The 15,421-nt window shown below is 64.6% G+C and carries 16 protein-coding genes, 1 tRNA gene and 2 pseudogenes; 7 read left to right on the top strand and 12 right to left on the bottom strand.

Going from position 1 to position 15,421, the window contains the following annotated elements:
* The first annotated feature begins 239 nt into the window (after positions 1-239).
* From LY44_RS17100 to LY44_RS17070, 7 genes are all read left to right on the top strand, one after another.
* A complete protein-coding gene (locus LY44_RS17100; RefSeq protein ID WP_055211477.1) occupies positions 240-566 on the top strand; it encodes a hypothetical protein in 327 nt (108 codons plus the stop codon).
* A gap of 33 nt (positions 567-599) precedes the next feature.
* The gene (locus tag LY44_RS17095) at positions 600-995 is read left to right on the top strand and encodes an SET domain-containing protein (RefSeq protein WP_055211475.1); all 396 of its coding nucleotides are present in this window, start codon (positions 600-602) and stop codon (positions 993-995) included.
* Positions 995-3,151 carry a putative bifunctional diguanylate cyclase/phosphodiesterase gene (locus LY44_RS17090; RefSeq protein WP_055211473.1) on the top strand — a complete coding sequence of 719 codons (2,157 nt, stop codon included), beginning with the start codon at positions 995-997 and terminating at the stop codon, positions 3,149-3,151. The genes LY44_RS17095 and LY44_RS17090 overlap by 1 nt, the downstream gene beginning before the upstream one ends.
* A 126-nt stretch (positions 3,152-3,277) precedes the next feature.
* Positions 3,278-4,528: a PAS domain-containing protein gene (locus LY44_RS17085; protein WP_055211471.1), complete on the top strand. Its 1,251-nt coding sequence runs from the start codon at positions 3,278-3,280 to the stop codon at positions 4,526-4,528.
* A 131-nt stretch (positions 4,529-4,659) separates the two neighbouring features.
* On the top strand, positions 4,660-6,699 hold the full coding sequence (locus LY44_RS17080) for an ASKHA domain-containing protein (RefSeq protein ID WP_055211469.1): 2,040 nt from the start codon (positions 4,660-4,662) through the stop codon (positions 6,697-6,699).
* 34 nt (positions 6,700-6,733) lie between these two features.
* Positions 6,734-6,807 (top strand) — tRNA-Gly (locus tag LY44_RS17075).
* 86 nt (positions 6,808-6,893) lie between these two features.
* The gene (locus LY44_RS17070) at positions 6,894-8,327 is read left to right on the top strand and encodes a site-specific integrase (RefSeq protein WP_111396070.1); all 1,434 of its coding nucleotides are present in this window, start codon (positions 6,894-6,896) and stop codon (positions 8,325-8,327) included.
* 166 nt (positions 8,328-8,493) lie between these two features.
* Here LY44_RS17070 and LY44_RS17065 read toward each other — a convergent pair whose 3' ends face one another.
* From LY44_RS17065 to LY44_RS17020, 12 genes and pseudogenes are all read right to left on the bottom strand, one after another.
* Entirely contained in the window at positions 8,494-9,243 is a 750-nt protein-coding gene (locus LY44_RS17065; protein ID WP_081024427.1) for a phage antirepressor, read from the bottom strand.
* A gap of 401 nt (positions 9,244-9,644) precedes the next feature.
* Entirely contained in the window at positions 9,645-9,899 is a 255-nt protein-coding gene (locus LY44_RS17060; protein ID WP_055212070.1) for a hypothetical protein, read from the bottom strand.
* On the bottom strand, positions 9,883-10,167 hold the full coding sequence (locus LY44_RS17055) for a hypothetical protein (protein WP_055212068.1): 285 nt from the start codon (positions 10,165-10,167) through the stop codon (positions 9,883-9,885). The genes LY44_RS17060 and LY44_RS17055 overlap by 17 nt, the downstream gene beginning before the upstream one ends.
* On the bottom strand, positions 10,164-10,373 hold the full coding sequence (locus LY44_RS17750) for a hypothetical protein (RefSeq protein ID WP_146707276.1): 210 nt from the start codon (positions 10,371-10,373) through the stop codon (positions 10,164-10,166). The genes LY44_RS17055 and LY44_RS17750 overlap by 4 nt, the downstream gene beginning before the upstream one ends.
* Positions 10,374-10,523: 150 nt before the next feature.
* Complete coding sequence (locus LY44_RS17050) at positions 10,524-11,447, bottom strand: hypothetical protein (protein WP_055212066.1); 924 nt, start codon at positions 11,445-11,447, stop codon at positions 10,524-10,526.
* A 225-nt stretch (positions 11,448-11,672) separates the two neighbouring features.
* Positions 11,673-12,215: a BRO-N domain-containing protein gene (locus LY44_RS17045; protein ID WP_055212065.1), complete on the bottom strand. Its 543-nt coding sequence runs from the start codon at positions 12,213-12,215 to the stop codon at positions 11,673-11,675.
* Between the two features lie 2 nt (positions 12,216-12,217).
* A complete protein-coding gene (locus tag LY44_RS17040; protein WP_055212062.1) occupies positions 12,218-12,427 on the bottom strand; it encodes a hypothetical protein in 210 nt (69 codons plus the stop codon).
* A gap of 84 nt (positions 12,428-12,511) precedes the next feature.
* Positions 12,512-12,652, bottom strand: a complete 141-nt coding sequence (locus LY44_RS18080) for a hypothetical protein (RefSeq protein WP_160320029.1) — start codon at positions 12,650-12,652, stop codon at positions 12,512-12,514.
* Positions 12,652-12,795: pseudogene (locus tag LY44_RS18490) on the bottom strand (hypothetical protein); the annotation flags it as partial. The gene LY44_RS18080 and the pseudogene LY44_RS18490, both read right to left, overlap by 1 nt.
* 15 nt (positions 12,796-12,810) lie before the next feature.
* Entirely contained in the window at positions 12,811-13,182 is a 372-nt protein-coding gene (locus tag LY44_RS17030) for a hypothetical protein (protein WP_055212060.1), read from the bottom strand.
* Positions 13,183-13,400: 218 nt separating this feature from the next.
* Positions 13,401-13,961 (bottom strand): recombinase family protein, encoded by a 561-nt coding sequence (locus LY44_RS17025; protein ID WP_055212059.1) that lies wholly within the window; start codon positions 13,959-13,961, stop codon positions 13,401-13,403.
* A 917-nt stretch (positions 13,962-14,878) separates the two neighbouring features.
* Positions 14,879-15,421, bottom strand: a pseudogene (locus tag LY44_RS17020) (organoarsenical effux MFS transporter ArsJ); the annotation flags it as partial.

Genomic DNA, 15,421 nt, shown 5'->3' with positions numbered 1-15,421 from the left:
AAGTGGTCGCGTTAAGCATGTGGCTCGCCTCGGGGCGGCCGGGTGCTGATCCGCCGGACAACGGGCCTTTGTGCCTGAACAATGGTCGTGCCACCGTTGTGGGCAGACGTATTTTTGCACCCCTGCGCGGAATTTGGTTGATTTTACGGGTTTCCAGCGCCCGCGTTCAGACTTCGAAAATCATCTTAACCTTAACGTGGCGCGTCTTCGATAGGCAACGATATCAGGAGTGCCGCGCGATGCGATCCTACCTCATTCTGGCGGCAATCGTCGTCTTGACGATTGTCGGCGATTACGCGCTCAAATCCGCGAGCCTGCGCGCCGTGCCGCATGCCTCGGTCTGGTTCTTCACCGGGGCGGCGCTTTATGCGCTGACCGCGCTGGGCTGGATGTGGCTCATGCAAGGCCAGAGCCTGGCGCAGATCGCCGTGCTTTACAGCTCGGCCACCATCCTGCTGCTGACCGGTGTCGGTGTCGTCTTTTTCGGAGAAACCCTCTCGACGCGGCAGATCGCAGGCATTGGCGCTGCGCTCTTCTCCGTCGTGCTGATGCAGGCCGAGGCCTGAACGACCCATCCCCGATGCCAGACGAGACATTCCATGCTTCTTGTAAATCACTATGTTGCCCGCAGCAAAATCCACGGCCTTGGCGTCTTTACCCGGGTGCCGATCCGCGCCGGCGCCACGGTCTGGCGCCATGATCCGATGTTTGATGTGGACATACCTGCCGCTACGCTGGCACTCTTTCCCGAAGACCTGGCGCAGACGGTTCTGCACCACGCGGAATATCTTCCGCATCTCGGGATTTTCCGCCTTGGAAATGATGGGGACATGTTCATGAACCACAGCGACGACCCCAGCCTGATCGACCGCGGCGAGGAGATGGTCGCCGCCCGTGATCTGGCCGCGGGCAGCGAACTGACCTGCGACTATGCGCAGGTCTGCGTTCTGGGCTTTGAAAACACCGCGCTGCCGCTGCTGGAGGCGGCCGCCTGATGAGTGGCAACACCCTGCCGCGGCAGATCGTGGTCCTGGTGACCGCGGTTCTGCTCGCGGTGCTGGCCGTGTTGTGGATGTCGCTTCTGTCGGTGCGCGGCACGATGGACGACAGCGCCGCCGGGGAATCGACGAAACGCGTTGCCGGACGGGTGCAAAGCCTGCTGGAACAGGTCTCCCTTCTGGCAAGCGACTACCACAACTGGACAGATCTTTACGTCGATGCGCAAGATCTGGCGATCGACCGGCTGGCCTCGAATTACGGCATCACGGCGCATCGCGGCGAGGTGTTCCAGTTTGCCGAGGTGTTCGACGGTCCTTTCGCGGCGCCGCTGTCCTGGCGCGAGGGGGCGGGGCTTGCGCCGCAACCGGGGTTCCTGACCGAACACACGCGGCAGATCCTGCGCCAGATCGTGCCCGGGCTCGACCCGTCGCACCGCGAGACGCAGGATTACTTCGAGATGCGCGACGGCCTGCCGGTGATGCTCTCAAGCTCCTATCTGCTGCCCGAAAACCCCGAAATTCTGGCGCGGGTGGTGCCGCGCAGCGCCGCCATCGCCACGATCGGCAAGGTCATGGCGCCGCAGCGGCTGCGCGACATGGAAAACGAATTCTCGATCACCGGGCTTGTCGTGACGCTGACCCCGCCCGCGACGGCCGCGACGGTTTCGGTCGCGCTGCCGGGGGTGGACGGAAAGCCCGTGGCCTGGCTGCGCTGGACCCCGCCGCAGCCGGGGACGCTGTTGTTCTGGAAGATGTTTCCGATCATGGCGGGGATCAGCTTCCTGTTCGTGGTGATCTCTGGTTCCGCGGCGCTTTTGCTGCGCGCGAAGGCGGCGGTGCTGATCGAGCGCGAGGCGATTTCCTTTGACCGCGCCCGCATCGACGCGCTGACCAGCCTGCCCAACCGCTTCGCGATGCGCGAGCATCTTGACAGCCTGCGCGATCAAAGCGGGGTCGATTGCGCCGTTCTGGCCATCGATCTGGTGCGTTTCAAGCTGATCAACGACACTGTCGGGCATCTGGGGGGCGATGCCTTTCTGGTCGAATTCGCCGCGCGGCTGCGCACCATCGCCGACGAGACCGCCTTCCTCGCCCGCTATGGCGGCGACGAATTCTTCGTGGTGTTTTCCGCAAGCCAGGATCTGGAGCGGGTCGTTGCCGACAAATGCCGTCAGATCAATGCCTTGTCCGAAAGACCTATCCTGTGCAACGGGGTCAGCTTCGAGGTTCTGGCCTCGAAGGGGCTCGCCTTCGAGGATCGGCGCGGCATGGAACAGGACGAGCTTTTGCGCCGCGCCGACCGGGCGATGTATTCCGCCAAGCTGCGCGAGACGCTGGAGGTCGTGCGCTACGACAAGCGCATGGAAAGCGAGGACATCGATCACAAGCGGATCGAAAAGGAACTGCGCCGCGCCCTGAGCGAGGGCGAGGGGCTGGAAATCCATTACCAGCCGATCGTTCCGGCCAGCCTTGGCGCGGCGCCGATCCGCTACGAGGCGCTGGCGCGCTGGACCTCGCCCGAGCTGGGCGCGGTGGCGCCCGACCGTTTCATCAAGGTGGCCGAGGCGACCGGGCTGATCATGCCGCTGGGCTGGCGGCTGCTGGATCTGGTCTGCGCCGACATGCGCCGGATGGATCAGGCGCGGGTCAGCATCAACGTCTCGCCCGCGCAGCTGATGAGTCGCGGCTTTGCCGAGAAATTCACCGCCGTCGTGCTGGCGCAGGGCATCGCGCCCTGGCGGATCGAGGTCGAGGTGACCGAGCAGATCGTGGTGCGCGACGATGCCACGATCGAACACGAGCTGATCGCGCTCAGCCACAACGGCTTCACCCTGGCGATGGATGATTTCGGCACCGGCTTCGCCTCGATCGGCTATCTGACGCAGATGCCCTTCGACGTGCTGAAGATCGACCGCTCCTTCGTGCGCTCGATCGAGGACGGCCAGCAGGGGATGCGGATGGTGCGCTCGATCGTCGGTCTGGCGCGGGCGATGGAGCTGTCGATCGTCGCCGAGGGGGTCGAGAGCGAGGCCGAGGCGGTGCTCTTGCGCCGGATCGGCGCCGATTTCCTGCAGGGCTATCATTTCGGCCGCCCGGCGCCGGTCTCGGCCTGGATCCGGCCCGGTGCGGGATCGCGGCCGGATCCGTCCTGACGCGCGGCCGCCGCAGCCCGGGAAATCGCCGCGGTTTTCGCGAATATCCGCCGCCAGTGCCCGAAAATAAAGCTCCCGGTAACGCGGCCGCGGGTAGACTGCGCCATCTTGAACCGGAGAAGCCCCGTGACCCTGCAGAATGATCCGTCGCGCCACACCGAAGGGGCGGTCGATTTCGGCTTCGACGAGGTGTTCTTTTCGCGCACCGACAAGCGCGGCGTCATTCTGGCGGGCAATGACGTGTTCCAGCGCGTTTCGGGCTATGGCTGGGGGGATCTTCTGGGGGCGCCGCACAAGATCGTTCGCCACCCCGACACGCCGCGCGCTTTGTTCCGCATCCTGTGGGATGCGCTGGGCAACGGCTATCCGATGGGCGGATATGTCAAGAACCGGGCCCGCAACGGCGATCACTACTGGGTCTTCGCGGTGATCCTGCCGATGGAGGGCGGCTATCTGTCGGTGCGGCTCAAACCCTCGACGCCGCTTTTCGACAAGGTTCAGACGCTTTACGCCGATCTTTGCGCCCGCGAACGGGGCGAGGGGCTCGACCCCGAAGCCAGCGCCCGGATGCTGTGGCAGGCCGTGACCGAGGCGGGGTTCACCAGCTACACCACCTTCATGGCCAGTGCGCTGGGCCAGGAACTGGCCTCGCGCGACTTGCGCATGCGCCGCCCCGTGGATCCGCGCACGCAGCGGCTGATCGATCTGAACGTGGCGCTTGAACAGGTCACGCAGGAGCAGCGCAAGCTGCTGCGCAGCTTCGAATCGCTGCAATCGATCCCGAACAACATGCGCCTTGTCGCCTCGCGGCTTGAACCCTCGGGCGGGCCGGTCTCGGCGATTTCCGAAAACTACCGCGCCTCCTCGCTGGTGATTTCGGAGCGGCTGCGCAGCTTCGTCACCGGCCGCGACAACCTGTGCGACCGGGTCTCCCGGCAGGCGGCGCGGGCGCTGTTCCTGCTCGGGGCGGATCGTGTCCTGTCCGAGATGATCGGCCGTTTCCGCCACGCCGAGGCGGTCGCGGGGATCGACTGGGCGGCCGAGGGGACGGGGCTGGAACGGCTGCGTGCCGCCGGGCGGGAGGACAGCCGCGCCGCGCTGAAAAGCGCGGTCGAGCATGCCGAGGAGCTGACCCGGTCAAGCTCGGAAATCCGCCGCCTGATGCTGGGTCTCGACACGATCCGGGTGATGGGGCGGGTGGAATGCGGCCGTCTGCGCGCCAATGGCGGCGGGCTGGCCGCGACCATCGATCAGCTTGATCTGTTCCATGCCGAAATCAAGACCCGGCTGGAAACCATCCTGCGCCTGTCCGAGGAAATCGGCTCCGCGATGAGCCGGTTTTCCAGCACCGAATTCGGCGCAGCCGCCAAGCGCTGAGCCCGGGCCCGCGCCGCGCTGATCCGCCGTTTCGCTTCCCGCATGCCGCAAAGCCGCGACTTGCTGTCGCAGCCGGGCTTTGCCTTGCGCGCGGGCTGCCCTAGAACGGAGATTGAAACAGGGAGAGCGCGATGAGTGACGACGCATTGGTGATTTTCACGCCCTCGGGCAAACGCGGTCGGGTCGCCCGGGGCACCTCGGTTCTGGCGGCCGCCCGCGCGCTGGGCGTCGATCTTGACTCCGTCTGCGGTGGCCGCGGCATCTGCTCGAAATGCCAGATCTCTCCGGGCTATGGCGATTTTCCCAAACATGGCGTCAGCGTCGGCCCCGACGCGCTCAGCCCGCTCAACGCGGTCGAGGAGCGCTATGATCGCATCCGCGGCCTGAAACCGGGGCGGCGGCTGGGCTGTCAGGCCTGCGTGACGGGCGATGTGGTGATCGACGTGCCCGCCGAGAGCCAGGTGCACAGGCAGGTGATCCGCAAATCCGCCTCCGAGCGGGTGATGGAGATGGACCCGGCCACCCGGCCGCTTTACGTCGAAGTGGCCGAGCCCTCGATGCACGAGCCCTCAAGCGATTTCGAACGCCTTGCGGCGGCTTTGGAAAGTCAATGGCAGATCAAGGGCTTGCAGGTCGATCTTGCGGTTCTGGCGCAGCTGCAGCCGGTCTTGCGCAAGGGCAATTGGCAGGTTACGGCGGCGGTGCAGGAGGCGGGCGACGGGTCCGCGCCGCAACTTGTCGCGCTGTTCCCGGGCCTGCGCGAGGCGCCGCTTTACGGCCTGGCGATCGATCTTGGTTCGACCACGATCGCGGGGCATCTGGTGGCGCTCGATGATGGCCGGGTGCTGGCTTCCTCGGGGCTGATGAACCCGCAGATCCGCTTTGGCGAGGATCTGATGAGCCGCGTCAGCTACGCGATGATGAACCCGGGCGGCGCGGCCGAGATGACCACGGCCGTGCGGGCGGCGCTTGCGACGCTGGCCGAGGCGCTGGCGCTCGAGGCCGGGATCGACACCGCGGCCGTGGTCGAGGCGGTGATCGTCTGCAATCCGGTCATGCACCATCTTTTGCTCGGCCTCGATCCGGTCGAGCTGGGCCAGGCGCCTTTCGCGCTGGCGACGGGGCAGGGGCTGACCCTCCGCGCCGCCGAAATCGGGCTGACGCCCATCGCCACCGGCGCGCGGGCCTATATCCTGCCCTTGATCGCGGGCCATGTCGGCGCCGATTGTGCCGCCGTGGCGCTCTCGGAAGCGCCCGAAACGCGCGAGGATCTGTCGCTGATCGTCGATGTCGGCACCAATGCCGAGATCCTTCTGGGCAACAGCACCCGGGTTCTGGCCTGTTCCTCGCCCACCGGCCCGGCCTTCGAGGGGGCGCAGATTTCCTCGGGTCAGCGCGCCGCCCCGGGCGCGATCGAGCGGGTGGAAATCGACCCGGTGACCAAGGAGCCGCGGTTTCGCATCATCGGCAACGAATACTGGTCGGACGATCCGGCCTTTGGCGCGCCGACGATCACCGGCATCTGCGGCTCGGGCATCATCGAGGCGGTGGCGGAGATGCGGATCGCGGGGATCCTCGATGCCTCGGGGCTGATCGGCTCGGCCGGGCAGGTGGGCACGGCGCGCTGCGTGGCGATGGGGCGGACGCAGGAATATGTGATCCATGACGCCAGCGCTGCGGGTGGGCCCCGCATCACCGTCACCCAAGGCGACATCCGGGCGATTCAGCTTGCGAAATCCGCGCTTTACGCGGGCGCGCGGCTGCTCATGGACGAAATGAAGGTGGACCGGGTCGACCGCGTCGTTCTGGCCGGGGCCTTTGGCGCCCATATCAGCCCGAAACATGCGATGGTGCTGGGGATGATCCCCGATGTGGCGCTGGAGGCGGTCAGCTCGGCGGGCAATGCCGCGGGGACGGGGGCGCGGATGGCGCTGTGCTCGGTGGCGGCGCGGCGGGGGATCGAGGCGCAGGTGCGTCGGATCGTGAAGATCGAGACCGCGATCGAGCCGCGTTTTCAGGAGCATTTCGTGGCGGCCAATGCGATCCCGCATGCGACCGACCCCTTCCCGCAGCTGAGCGCGCTGGTGACGCTGCCCGAGGTCAATTTCAACGCGGGCGGTTCGGGCGATGGCGGCGGTCGCCGCCGCCGCCGCGGCCAGATCGGCGCTTGACGGCGCGGGAGGCATCGCTTATCTGACGCTCAACGCGGGTGTAGCTCAATGGTAGAGCCGCAGCTTCCCAAGCTGATGACGAGGGTTCGATTCCCTTCACCCGCTCCATCTGACCCCTATCCGGGTCAAATTTCTCAATATCTTCTGGCCCTTGCGTCCCTTCCGGTGCACATTCAAGCACGCACGGGGCACACATGGGACTTGTCTTGAAGCACGTTGAGCAAACCAAATCGGGAAGCTGGCAATACCGCCGCAGGGTTCCCAAGGACGTTTCCGAGGTTATCACCAAGCGCGAATTCAAGCGCAAGCTGGGCGATTCTCAGAAGGAAGCCCTTGCCGCCTATCCGCAGTATCACGCCCAAGTGGAGCGCGAGATTGAGGCGGCGAAGAAAAGGATCGCCGGGGCCGTGGTCGCGTCGGGGCCGGGTGCGTCAGAGCGCGAAGCCTATGCCGAGGCGTTGCGGCGTCGGGCTGATCTGGTGGCGCGTGGCGCGACGGAGGAGGCCCTAGAGCTTGCCGCCGATTCTCTGGCCGAGAGCTTCCCGCAGGAAGGCTATGAGCCTATCGGAGCGCCCCCGGTGGACCGCCACACGGTCAACCTTCTGCGCCTCGGGCCGGAACGCTACAGGCCCCCGGAGCCCACCTTGGGGGACGCCCTGCGGCTCTATCTGAAAGAGCATCTGAAAGCGGATAGCCCGGAGACGGACAGCCGCGTCGTTGGGCTTGCGACCCGCGTTGTGGAGGCCGCAATCGTTGCCATCGGGCGCGATCCGCTGTTGACTGCCATCACCCGCGAAGAGGCCCGCGCCGTCCGCGACCACATGCTTGACCGGGTGAAGGCGACGGGCCGAGGGGCCGGGGGCAAGGTCAGCGCGGCAACGGTGTCGCGGGAATTGGCGATCCTGTCCGCCGTGGTCAACTTCGCCAAGGTCGAGTTCGGGATGCCCGACACGATGCCGAACCCGTTCAGTCGCTTGCCCGTCGCGCGGGTGGCGAAGGGGCAGGGACAGAAGGCGTCGGAGAAGCGCGACCCGCTGCCGCCCGCCGTGCTGACGAAGACCCGCGCGAGAGTGCTTGCGAATGCTGCCCCCGAATTGGCCCTGATCTGGCGTCTGGTCGAGGGGACCGGGTGCCGTCTGGCCGAGGTCACGGGCCTTATGGTCGGGGACGTGGTGACGGACGGGGATTTCCCGCATATCCGCATTGAGCCGAACGCCCTGCGGACGCTCAAAACCACGTCTTCCCGCCGCCGTGTTCCCCTTGTCGGGGACGCGCTGGAAGCCGCTCAGGAGGCCCTCAAACTGGCCCCTGCGGGTGTCATGCTGTTCCCCACCTATGGCCGCAAGCGGGGCTCTGACGCGGCCTCTGCGGCGCTGATGAAGCATCTGCGGCAGGTGTCGGCGGATGACAAGCACGTCATCCATTCCCTGCGGCACAACATGAAGGACAGGCTCATTCTGGCCGAGGTGTCGTCACTGGATCAAAACCTGATCCTTGGTCATGCCCTCGGGGGCGTCGGGGATCGGGTCTATGGGGGCGACGTGGCGAAGCTGCGCCAGACCACGAAGGCGATGAAGAAGGCGCTGGGCTTGCCCGCAGTCGAGGCGGACGGGGGGATGCGGGAGTGAGAGGCGCTGACGGGACGCTGGACGTGCCCTAGCCTGATCACCCACTTTGGGCATCCCATACATGTTAATTAGCATGTAAAGGGGGCCTCCTCTCCTGTGCTGAGGGGTAATTCAGTCGGTGTCCCTCCTCTCTCCTCCTCCCCTCCTGACCCCGTGCGATGCCCGTCTAGGCCCGCTGCTTGGCCTTGATCTCGGCGAGATAGGCGAGGCCCTTGGGCGTCACCACGGGGGTCGTGTGGACGCGCCCTCGGGTGTCCGTTTGGGTCCGTGTGTCCATATAGCCGGATCGCAGGGCGGATGCCGTGGCCTGTCTGCGCTTGCCCTTCGTGACCCACTTGCGATGTTCAAGGTGGCCATAGAGGTCGTCCCGCTTTGCTTTCAGCGCCTTGGCGGCCTCGGTGACGGTCATTGACCCCTTGGCTTCCTCAATCACCGTGAAAGCGTCGGCCTTGGGCTTAGCGGCCTCATACATCGCCTTGAACCCGTCCGCTTTCGCTTGCAGGGCGGCCATGACGTGCATCGTCGCGGCAGCAAGGCCCGCCTCGGTGGTCACGTCGAAGGCTTCCTCGCCGCGCACATAAGAGCCGGTCTTGCGGATCGTCGGCAGCACTGTCGCCGTGACCCATTTGCGGAAGGCTTTCGCCTCGGGCTTGTTGGACCGGAGGATAAGCGCATACAGGCCGCTTTCCGAGATGATGTTGACCGATTGAGCGCCGCCAAGGGTGTCCACTTTTACCGACCCCCTTTCGTCACGATCCAGCCGGGCGACGGCATCTCGGTCTTTGGTCAGGCCCAGCACGTCGCACACGTCGCGGGCCACAAACCACGGCTCACCGTCGATGGTCACGGCGCGCACCGGGCGGGCGCTTTCGGTGCCCTCTGCGGGCTGGAATTGGAAGGTCGTCAGTTCGTTCATGGTGTTCCTTACGTTTTGGGAGATGGGCGGCTTGTTCCTCTGCTCTGCACCCCGGCAGCCTTCCCAAGGGCACCCGAGGGGGCCGGTAAGGAACAGCCCCGAGGGTCGCGCGGGGATGCAGGGCAGAGGAACAAGGAAGGGTGTCTATTTTGCATACACCCTTGCGGCACTGCCCGCCCGGATCAGTCACCTAGCGGCGGGCCGTCACCCCCGCACGCATCGTCAGCCGAGGGGAAACTCGACACAAACGAAGCTGGCAATGCGAAGGCCAGGTGACTGATCGGAGCGGGCAGCGCCAGACTCACAGAGAGGCCCGCACAGGGGCCATTCGTGGGTTCAGGTGGGTTGCCTATGGCAAGCCTAGACGGCCTCTTGGCGGGCCTGTGGGGGAGCCGGTGGGCCTATCGCTGCCCGCCCGTGGGGTCGATGACGAACCCGGCAGGTGTTCCGGTGCCTTTGGCGGTGTCAGAAAGGGTGTCAACTTTGCTGACCCCCTTTTCGTCATTCCTCAGCTTGGCGGCTTGATAGGCGGCGCAATCGTCCTGCGCCTTCTGCATCAAGGCCCGCGTCTCCGGGCTGATCCATCCGGGGGGACTGACCAAGCCCTTACCGGCGACCCACACGGGGACCGGCGTCAGATCAACGGTGCGGGTCATGCTGTTCCCGCGCTTGGCGCTGGGCCTCGGCCACATAGTCACCGATTGCCTTGGCGACCACGGCGGCCTTGATGATCCGGCCCGCGCTGCCACAGGCTTCAATCAGATCGTGCACGGCACGGGCGACAACTGCGCCTTCGTTGTCTGACACGGAGTCGGCGTCCGGGTCGCCGCGCAGCATTTCGAATTGCGCCATCAGCTTGGCCGGGTCGATGCCGAGGGCCGCGGTCAGGTCCAGAAGGCGGGCGATGGGGTGTTCAGCGTTCATTTCAGGGTGGTCCCCGTGGTGCTCATGGCGGTGTATGCGGAGCGTTCGGCGGCGTGCTCTGCTTCGATGGCAGCGGCGGCACAGGCGCGGCAGGTGGTGGCATTGCCCCCGGCGCGGGACGGCAGCACGGGCGGGGCGAAGGTGGCCCCGCAGCCCGAACAGGTGGCGGTTGGCAGGGGCGGCATGGTGTAGATTTCAGCGGACATTGTCGGTGTTTCCTCTGGGTGACGGGAGAGAATGACGAAAGGGCGCCCCCACGGTGGTCGCAGGGGGCGCTAGGTGGCGGTCTATGGTGGCCGCTGGGGGAGGTTCGGGAGACGGGGCGGACTAACCCCTCAAGTTGAGGGGGTAACCAGTCAGACGCGAATGAGGCCCATGTGGACCGCCGCGCCGTAACTCATGACCGGCTTGCCGGGGATCTTGACCAGCCATTCCCCGCGCTTCTTGTCGAAGTCGATGCACTTGCGTTCGGCAGGGGACATGTCCGCAACCATTTGCATGAAGCCCTCGGGGTCGGTCTTGGGCGGCATGGCGAGGCGGTTGACCGCAGATCGTCCGAGGTCTGCAAGGCTTTCGCTGTTCTTGGACAAGGTATGATGGCGCGCTTGGCGCAGTTCGTCGTCGGTCAGCATGTCTTGCAGGAGCGCCACGGAAGCGCCCACGGGGGCAAGCACGGCGTCAGCTTGGGCGACATAGCCTTGGTAGACCTGTTTCACCATGACCGGCGTGAAGCCTTCGGGCAGCCCTTCCTCGGGCAGTTCCCCGCTTTCCACCGCAGCGTTGATGAGGCTGTCAGTGACCTCAGCCCCCAGTGCGGTGTCGGCTCGGTCGAGAATGTCCCCGGCGACCTTGACGCGGTGTTCGGCAACGGTGCGTTCCTGCGGCTTCTCTTGGGCCGCCTCAGTGGCCTTGTCGCTGCCCCGCTTGGGGTCCGATTGCGGACCTTTGGGGGCATCATCAAAAGGGAGCTTGTCGCCCTCCTGCCACGTGTGCGGCAAGAAACCGGCAGCCTTCGCCGCCGCGACGGTGGTTTCTCCCGAACCGGGAATTTTGATGAAGCCGGGTCGCGGCTGATCGACATACACGGTGGGGACGCCCAGCGTTTTGCTGGCGCTCTTGACTTCGACAATCTGCCCGCCCCGGATGGTGACTTCATGGCGGTCGGAGGTGATGGCCGCGGGGCGAAAGCCGTTTTGCGGCGCGTTGCGACGGGCTGCGGCAGCTTCGGCGGCAAGCGTCACCGCCTCGTTTTCGGTGACTTGGTAGGTGTTGTGGCTCATGTGTCGGGTTCCTCTTGGGATTGATGCTTTTTGACGGTGACGGGGTTGAGGAGGTTTTCGGATTGTGATGTCCAGTGCTGAGGGGTAATCCTCAAAGCCAAGGAGCCCCGGAGGCGGCGCATGACGGGATTTCTTGCATTTCCGCTAGGGGCCTAAGTGGCTCAAGGGGCAGCCCTGTGCGGGCGTCTCCGTGTCAATTAGAGTGGTCAGACCATTTATATTACTTTAGTTTACGTCATAAACTTTTGAGTTTATGACCCGCTGGGGCATGTCGCGCATGGGCGCGGCGGCCATGCTCTCTAGGAGGTCGTCTTCGCTGATCTCCCCCGTCGCCACCTTCTCCTCGCCCATGATGTAAGCCCCGTCACGGCGGATGCGCGGGAGGACTTCCTTCGTGACCCAATCCTGCACTTCCTTTGCCGCAGGGTTGGACCGCTGGGCGCGCAGGATGGTCTTGTAGAGGCCGCTTTCGGAGACGAGGGTGATCGAACCGCCCACCGAACTCGGATCGAGGACCCCCTTCAAGTTGAAGTAGGTCCCGCCATTGAACTCCCGCTTACCTGCGCGGGTCCACTCGGAAGCGTCCATGTAACGGCGGGTGTAGTTGTAGGCGTTCGTGGGGGCGATCCCGACGAGGGCCAGCACGTCGATGAGGGCGAACCACGGATTTCCGTCAATCAGGACGGTGCGCAGTGTGACATCGTTGAAGGTGAAGGTGTTCAGGTCGAAGCTCTTGCCGGGGAGCACGATGGGGTTGATGGGGTTCATGTTCAGAAGCTCCCTTCGAGGATGATGGCGTCTTTTTCTTTGTGGGTGAGGGCGGCCAGAGCGTCGATCACGGCCAGAACGGCGGCCACGTCGCTTTCCACGGTCATGAGCCACAGCCCCCCTTCGAGGATGGAGATTGCGACCTCGGCCCCTTGGGCGGAAATCGGGGCGAAACTTTCGGGGCTGGGATAGTCGTCATAACATTTGGTCACGGTCGTTGTCCTTTCGTGAAAACAAAAGGCCCCACCGAAGCGGGGCCTTGCGTGTGTCCTATTGGTTGTCTGCCGGAGGGGCAGTTAGTCCCACGGGTCGCAGGGGTCGCCGATCAGTGCAGCCGCCTCGGTCCCGCCGTAGCAGAGCGCAAAGGCGATCAGCTTGTGCAGATCGCTTTCCCAAGAGAAAGTCCGGTCGTCGCACGGATCATCGGTCGTGTGCATTATCCCGCCTTCGCCTCCAGCACATGCAGCACGTCCTCAAGCGCCGTGGGCCTGATCTGCATGTAACGCATGGTGGTCGAGATGGTGCTATGACCCATCCACGTCATCACGCGCTTAATGTCCACCCCACCGAGCACCAGACGGGTGCAGCAGGTGTTTCAGGCGGCTTTTCTCTCGTCCTCGGACAGGAACGCCGCCCAGTCGAAGCCCTGATACTGGGCCGCATCGGGCATGACCTTGACCCCATGACCCCACTGCAATTCCGCCAGCTTCGCCGCCACGAAACGCTGGGCCATTTCCATGTCCCGCGTGCGCTCTCCGGGGGCCGTCGTCTCGCCCCGGGCCAGCCCTTCCGCGAGGTCATAAAGGAACTCGGCGGCATGGGCTGCGGCGGCCATGGCTGCGAACTGTTCGTTGTTCAGGCGGTGTTCCCGCGCGATCCGCGAAAGGCGGTCACTGGCGGCGGCCAGAAGGGTTGCGGTGGACGCGGTGGCCAGAAGGGCGTCGAAGTCGGGGGCCGAGGTGTTCATGGGGTTGTCCTTTCGGGTTGTCTCTGCGGCCCGGATAGGATTCCTCTAGAGTCCTGTAAATGCTTGATTATTTACGCAGCAGATATGCAATCTAATGCGGAGCGAGTCAGATCAACGGCTTAGCGACTCCCCGGGCACCAATTGATTCATTCTGTCGCAGGTTTGGTGCCCGAGAAAAAAGACAGATATGGAGACAGGGAGTGTCATTTATGCAACACTCAGGCCCCCTCCTTGATCAGCCGGTAAGCCGTCGCGCGGCCCATGCCGACACGCTTTGCCGCCTCGGTGGGGCTCAACCCTTCCTCTGCGATCAGCCGCCGCAGATCAGCCGCCTTGCCCGCGTCGGTCGGCTTGCGGCCCTTATACTTGCCCTCGGCTTTGGCCTTGGCGATGCCTTCGCGCTGACGCTCTAGCATGATCTCCCGCTCAAACTGCGCGATGCCGCCCAACAGGGTCAGCATAAGGCGCCCGTTCGGGGTGCCCGTGTCGATGCCAATTCCGAGGATGCGAAGGGACGCACCCTTTGCTGCCAGCCGTTCCGTTATGTCCAGTAGGTGCTTCACTGAGCGGGCAAGGCGGTCGAGCTTGGTCACTGTCAGCACGTCCCCTTCGCGCAGGAAGTCCAGCGCGGCCTCAAGCTGCAAGCGGCGGTCCGTGTCCACCGACGACACTTCCTCTTGAAAGACCTTCTCGCAGCCGTGGGCGGCAAGGTCGCGAAGCTGGGCAGCAAGCCCGGCCTTCTGTTCCGTGGTCGAGGTGCGGGCATATCCGACGATCATGGTCTAAGCCTCCGATTGTCCCGATGAAGTTTCAGATGTGATGCCGGGCGTCGTCTCAGAATGCAAGGATAATTTCATTGGGACGCATTCCGGGGCAGCATGAGACGTCCCGCAAGGGCAAGCCCTAGGGAGACGGCGGGAGACCGGCACCCATGCATAAGGTGTGCCCATTTGGGTGTTCCGGGTTGCGGTCGGTAGGGCACCGCAGGGGGCGTCGGACGGGCCAGAACGGGCACCCACCGGGGGGATCGCGCGGGCAATCACGGTCGAGTGTGGGGCCTCGGATTTTTCGCCAACTTTGGGGCTACTTTCTGAGCAAGCATTCGAGCGGATCAGCGGTTTTGGCGTCGTCCGTAATGATTATCCATTTGTCTGCGGCGTTTGGTACATTTGTGACCAGCGCCCAAATGTCACCGGGCCGGGGAGCTGTCGCAAGGTCAGAAGTGTGAACCCAGCAGTCAGCCGCACGGCTGTTTTCCGTTATGATTACCCAGATGTCGGCAGCGTGAGCATCTTCTGTTAGATACAAGTCAGCAAAGGCGGCAGATGGTGCGACCAATAAGATAAGCCCGGATAAACACTTAAGCATATTTTCCCCGTGATAGCTGAGTCACAACGTTAATTTGCCCCCGAAGTAAATGGCAAGTGCACTTGAAGTCGCCCCATCCACGCGCTAAGCGCGAAACACACACCAGCACCACGCCAAGCACACACAGCGACACTGACCGGAAGGCGTGAGGTTCGGAAGGCATTGAGAATAAAAGAGAAAGCGGCGATCAGGGCGGGTTCGATTTTCTAGAACGGCCCCCTTCACCCGTTCCAGCCTCCCCGCTTTTGCAAGAAAACTCAGCTTCTTGGGAAGTCTGATCGCTGCCATCTCTGCCCCTTGCGGTTCGGCCCGCGGCGGCGGATCAGAATCAGGATTGATCCGCGGGCGCTTCTGACCGCGTCAGCCTGCGCGCGGCACACCAGCTTGCGGCGGCCATCGCGCCTGCGGTGGCAAGGCACAGCGGCAGGCCGCCGATCTGGTAGCTCAGCCCCGAGAGCATCGTGCCGATCAGCCGCCCCGCCGCATTGGCCATGTAGTAAAAGCCGACATCGCGGGTGATCCGGGCGGCGTCGCCAAAGGCGAGGATCAGATAGGAATGCACCGAGGAATTGATCGCGAAGACGAAGCCGAAGGCGAGAAGCCCGATCAGGATCTTGGCGGTCAGCCCGGGCGCGGGCGCGGGGGCGATCAGCACGGCGGCTGCCAGCGCGAAGGGGATCGGCACCAGATAGCCCGCCCAGGTGATGGCTTTGGCGGTGATCGCGGCCTCGGGCTGGGATTTCGCGCCCAGAAGCTTGGGCGCAAAGGCCTGCACCGCGCCGTAAGCGATGATCCAGAGCGCCATGAAACCGCCAGTCAGAAAGAACGCCTCGCGTCGGCCCTCGGCGGTGCCATCCGACAGAACCGCCTG

Source organism: Rhodobacter capsulatus (genome assembly GCF_003254295.1).
Lineage (GTDB): Bacteria > Pseudomonadota > Alphaproteobacteria > Rhodobacterales > Rhodobacteraceae > Rhodobacter > Rhodobacter capsulatus.
This window is presented reverse-complemented; position numbering and strand designations above follow the sequence as displayed.

Bases quoted from the DNA above. Each gene is read 5' to 3' on its own strand.
- LY44_RS17045 (WP_055212065.1), bottom strand. From the start codon at position 12,215: ATGAACCCCATCAACCCCATCGTGCTCCCCGGCAAGAGCTTCGACCTG.
- LY44_RS17050 (WP_055212066.1), bottom strand. From the start codon at position 11,447: ATGAGCCACAACACCTACCAAGTCACCGAAAACGAGGCGGTGACGCTT.
- LY44_RS17100 (WP_055211477.1), top strand. From the start codon at position 240: ATGCGATCCTACCTCATTCTGGCGGCAATCGTCGTCTTGACGATTGTC.
- LY44_RS17025 (WP_055212059.1), bottom strand. From the start codon at position 13,961: ATGATCGTCGGATATGCCCGCACCTCGACCACGGAACAGAAGGCCGGG.
- LY44_RS17095 (WP_055211475.1), top strand. From the start codon at position 600: ATGCTTCTTGTAAATCACTATGTTGCCCGCAGCAAAATCCACGGCCTT.
- LY44_RS17090 (WP_055211473.1), top strand. From the start codon at position 995: ATGAGTGGCAACACCCTGCCGCGGCAGATCGTGGTCCTGGTGACCGCG.
- LY44_RS17055 (WP_055212068.1), bottom strand. From the start codon at position 10,167: ATGAACGCTGAACACCCCATCGCCCGCCTTCTGGACCTGACCGCGGCC.
- LY44_RS18080 (WP_160320029.1), bottom strand. From the start codon at position 12,652: ATGCACACGACCGATGATCCGTGCGACGACCGGACTTTCTCTTGGGAA.
- LY44_RS17080 (WP_055211469.1), top strand. From the start codon at position 4,660: ATGAGTGACGACGCATTGGTGATTTTCACGCCCTCGGGCAAACGCGGT.
- LY44_RS17030 (WP_055212060.1), bottom strand. From the start codon at position 13,182: ATGAACACCTCGGCCCCCGACTTCGACGCCCTTCTGGCCACCGCGTCC.
- LY44_RS17750 (WP_146707276.1), bottom strand. From the start codon at position 10,373: ATGTCCGCTGAAATCTACACCATGCCGCCCCTGCCAACCGCCACCTGT.
- LY44_RS17065 (WP_081024427.1), bottom strand. From the start codon at position 9,243: ATGAACGAACTGACGACCTTCCAATTCCAGCCCGCAGAGGGCACCGAA.
- LY44_RS17060 (WP_055212070.1), bottom strand. From the start codon at position 9,899: ATGACCCGCACCGTTGATCTGACGCCGGTCCCCGTGTGGGTCGCCGGT.
- LY44_RS17070 (WP_111396070.1), top strand. From the start codon at position 6,894: ATGGGACTTGTCTTGAAGCACGTTGAGCAAACCAAATCGGGAAGCTGG.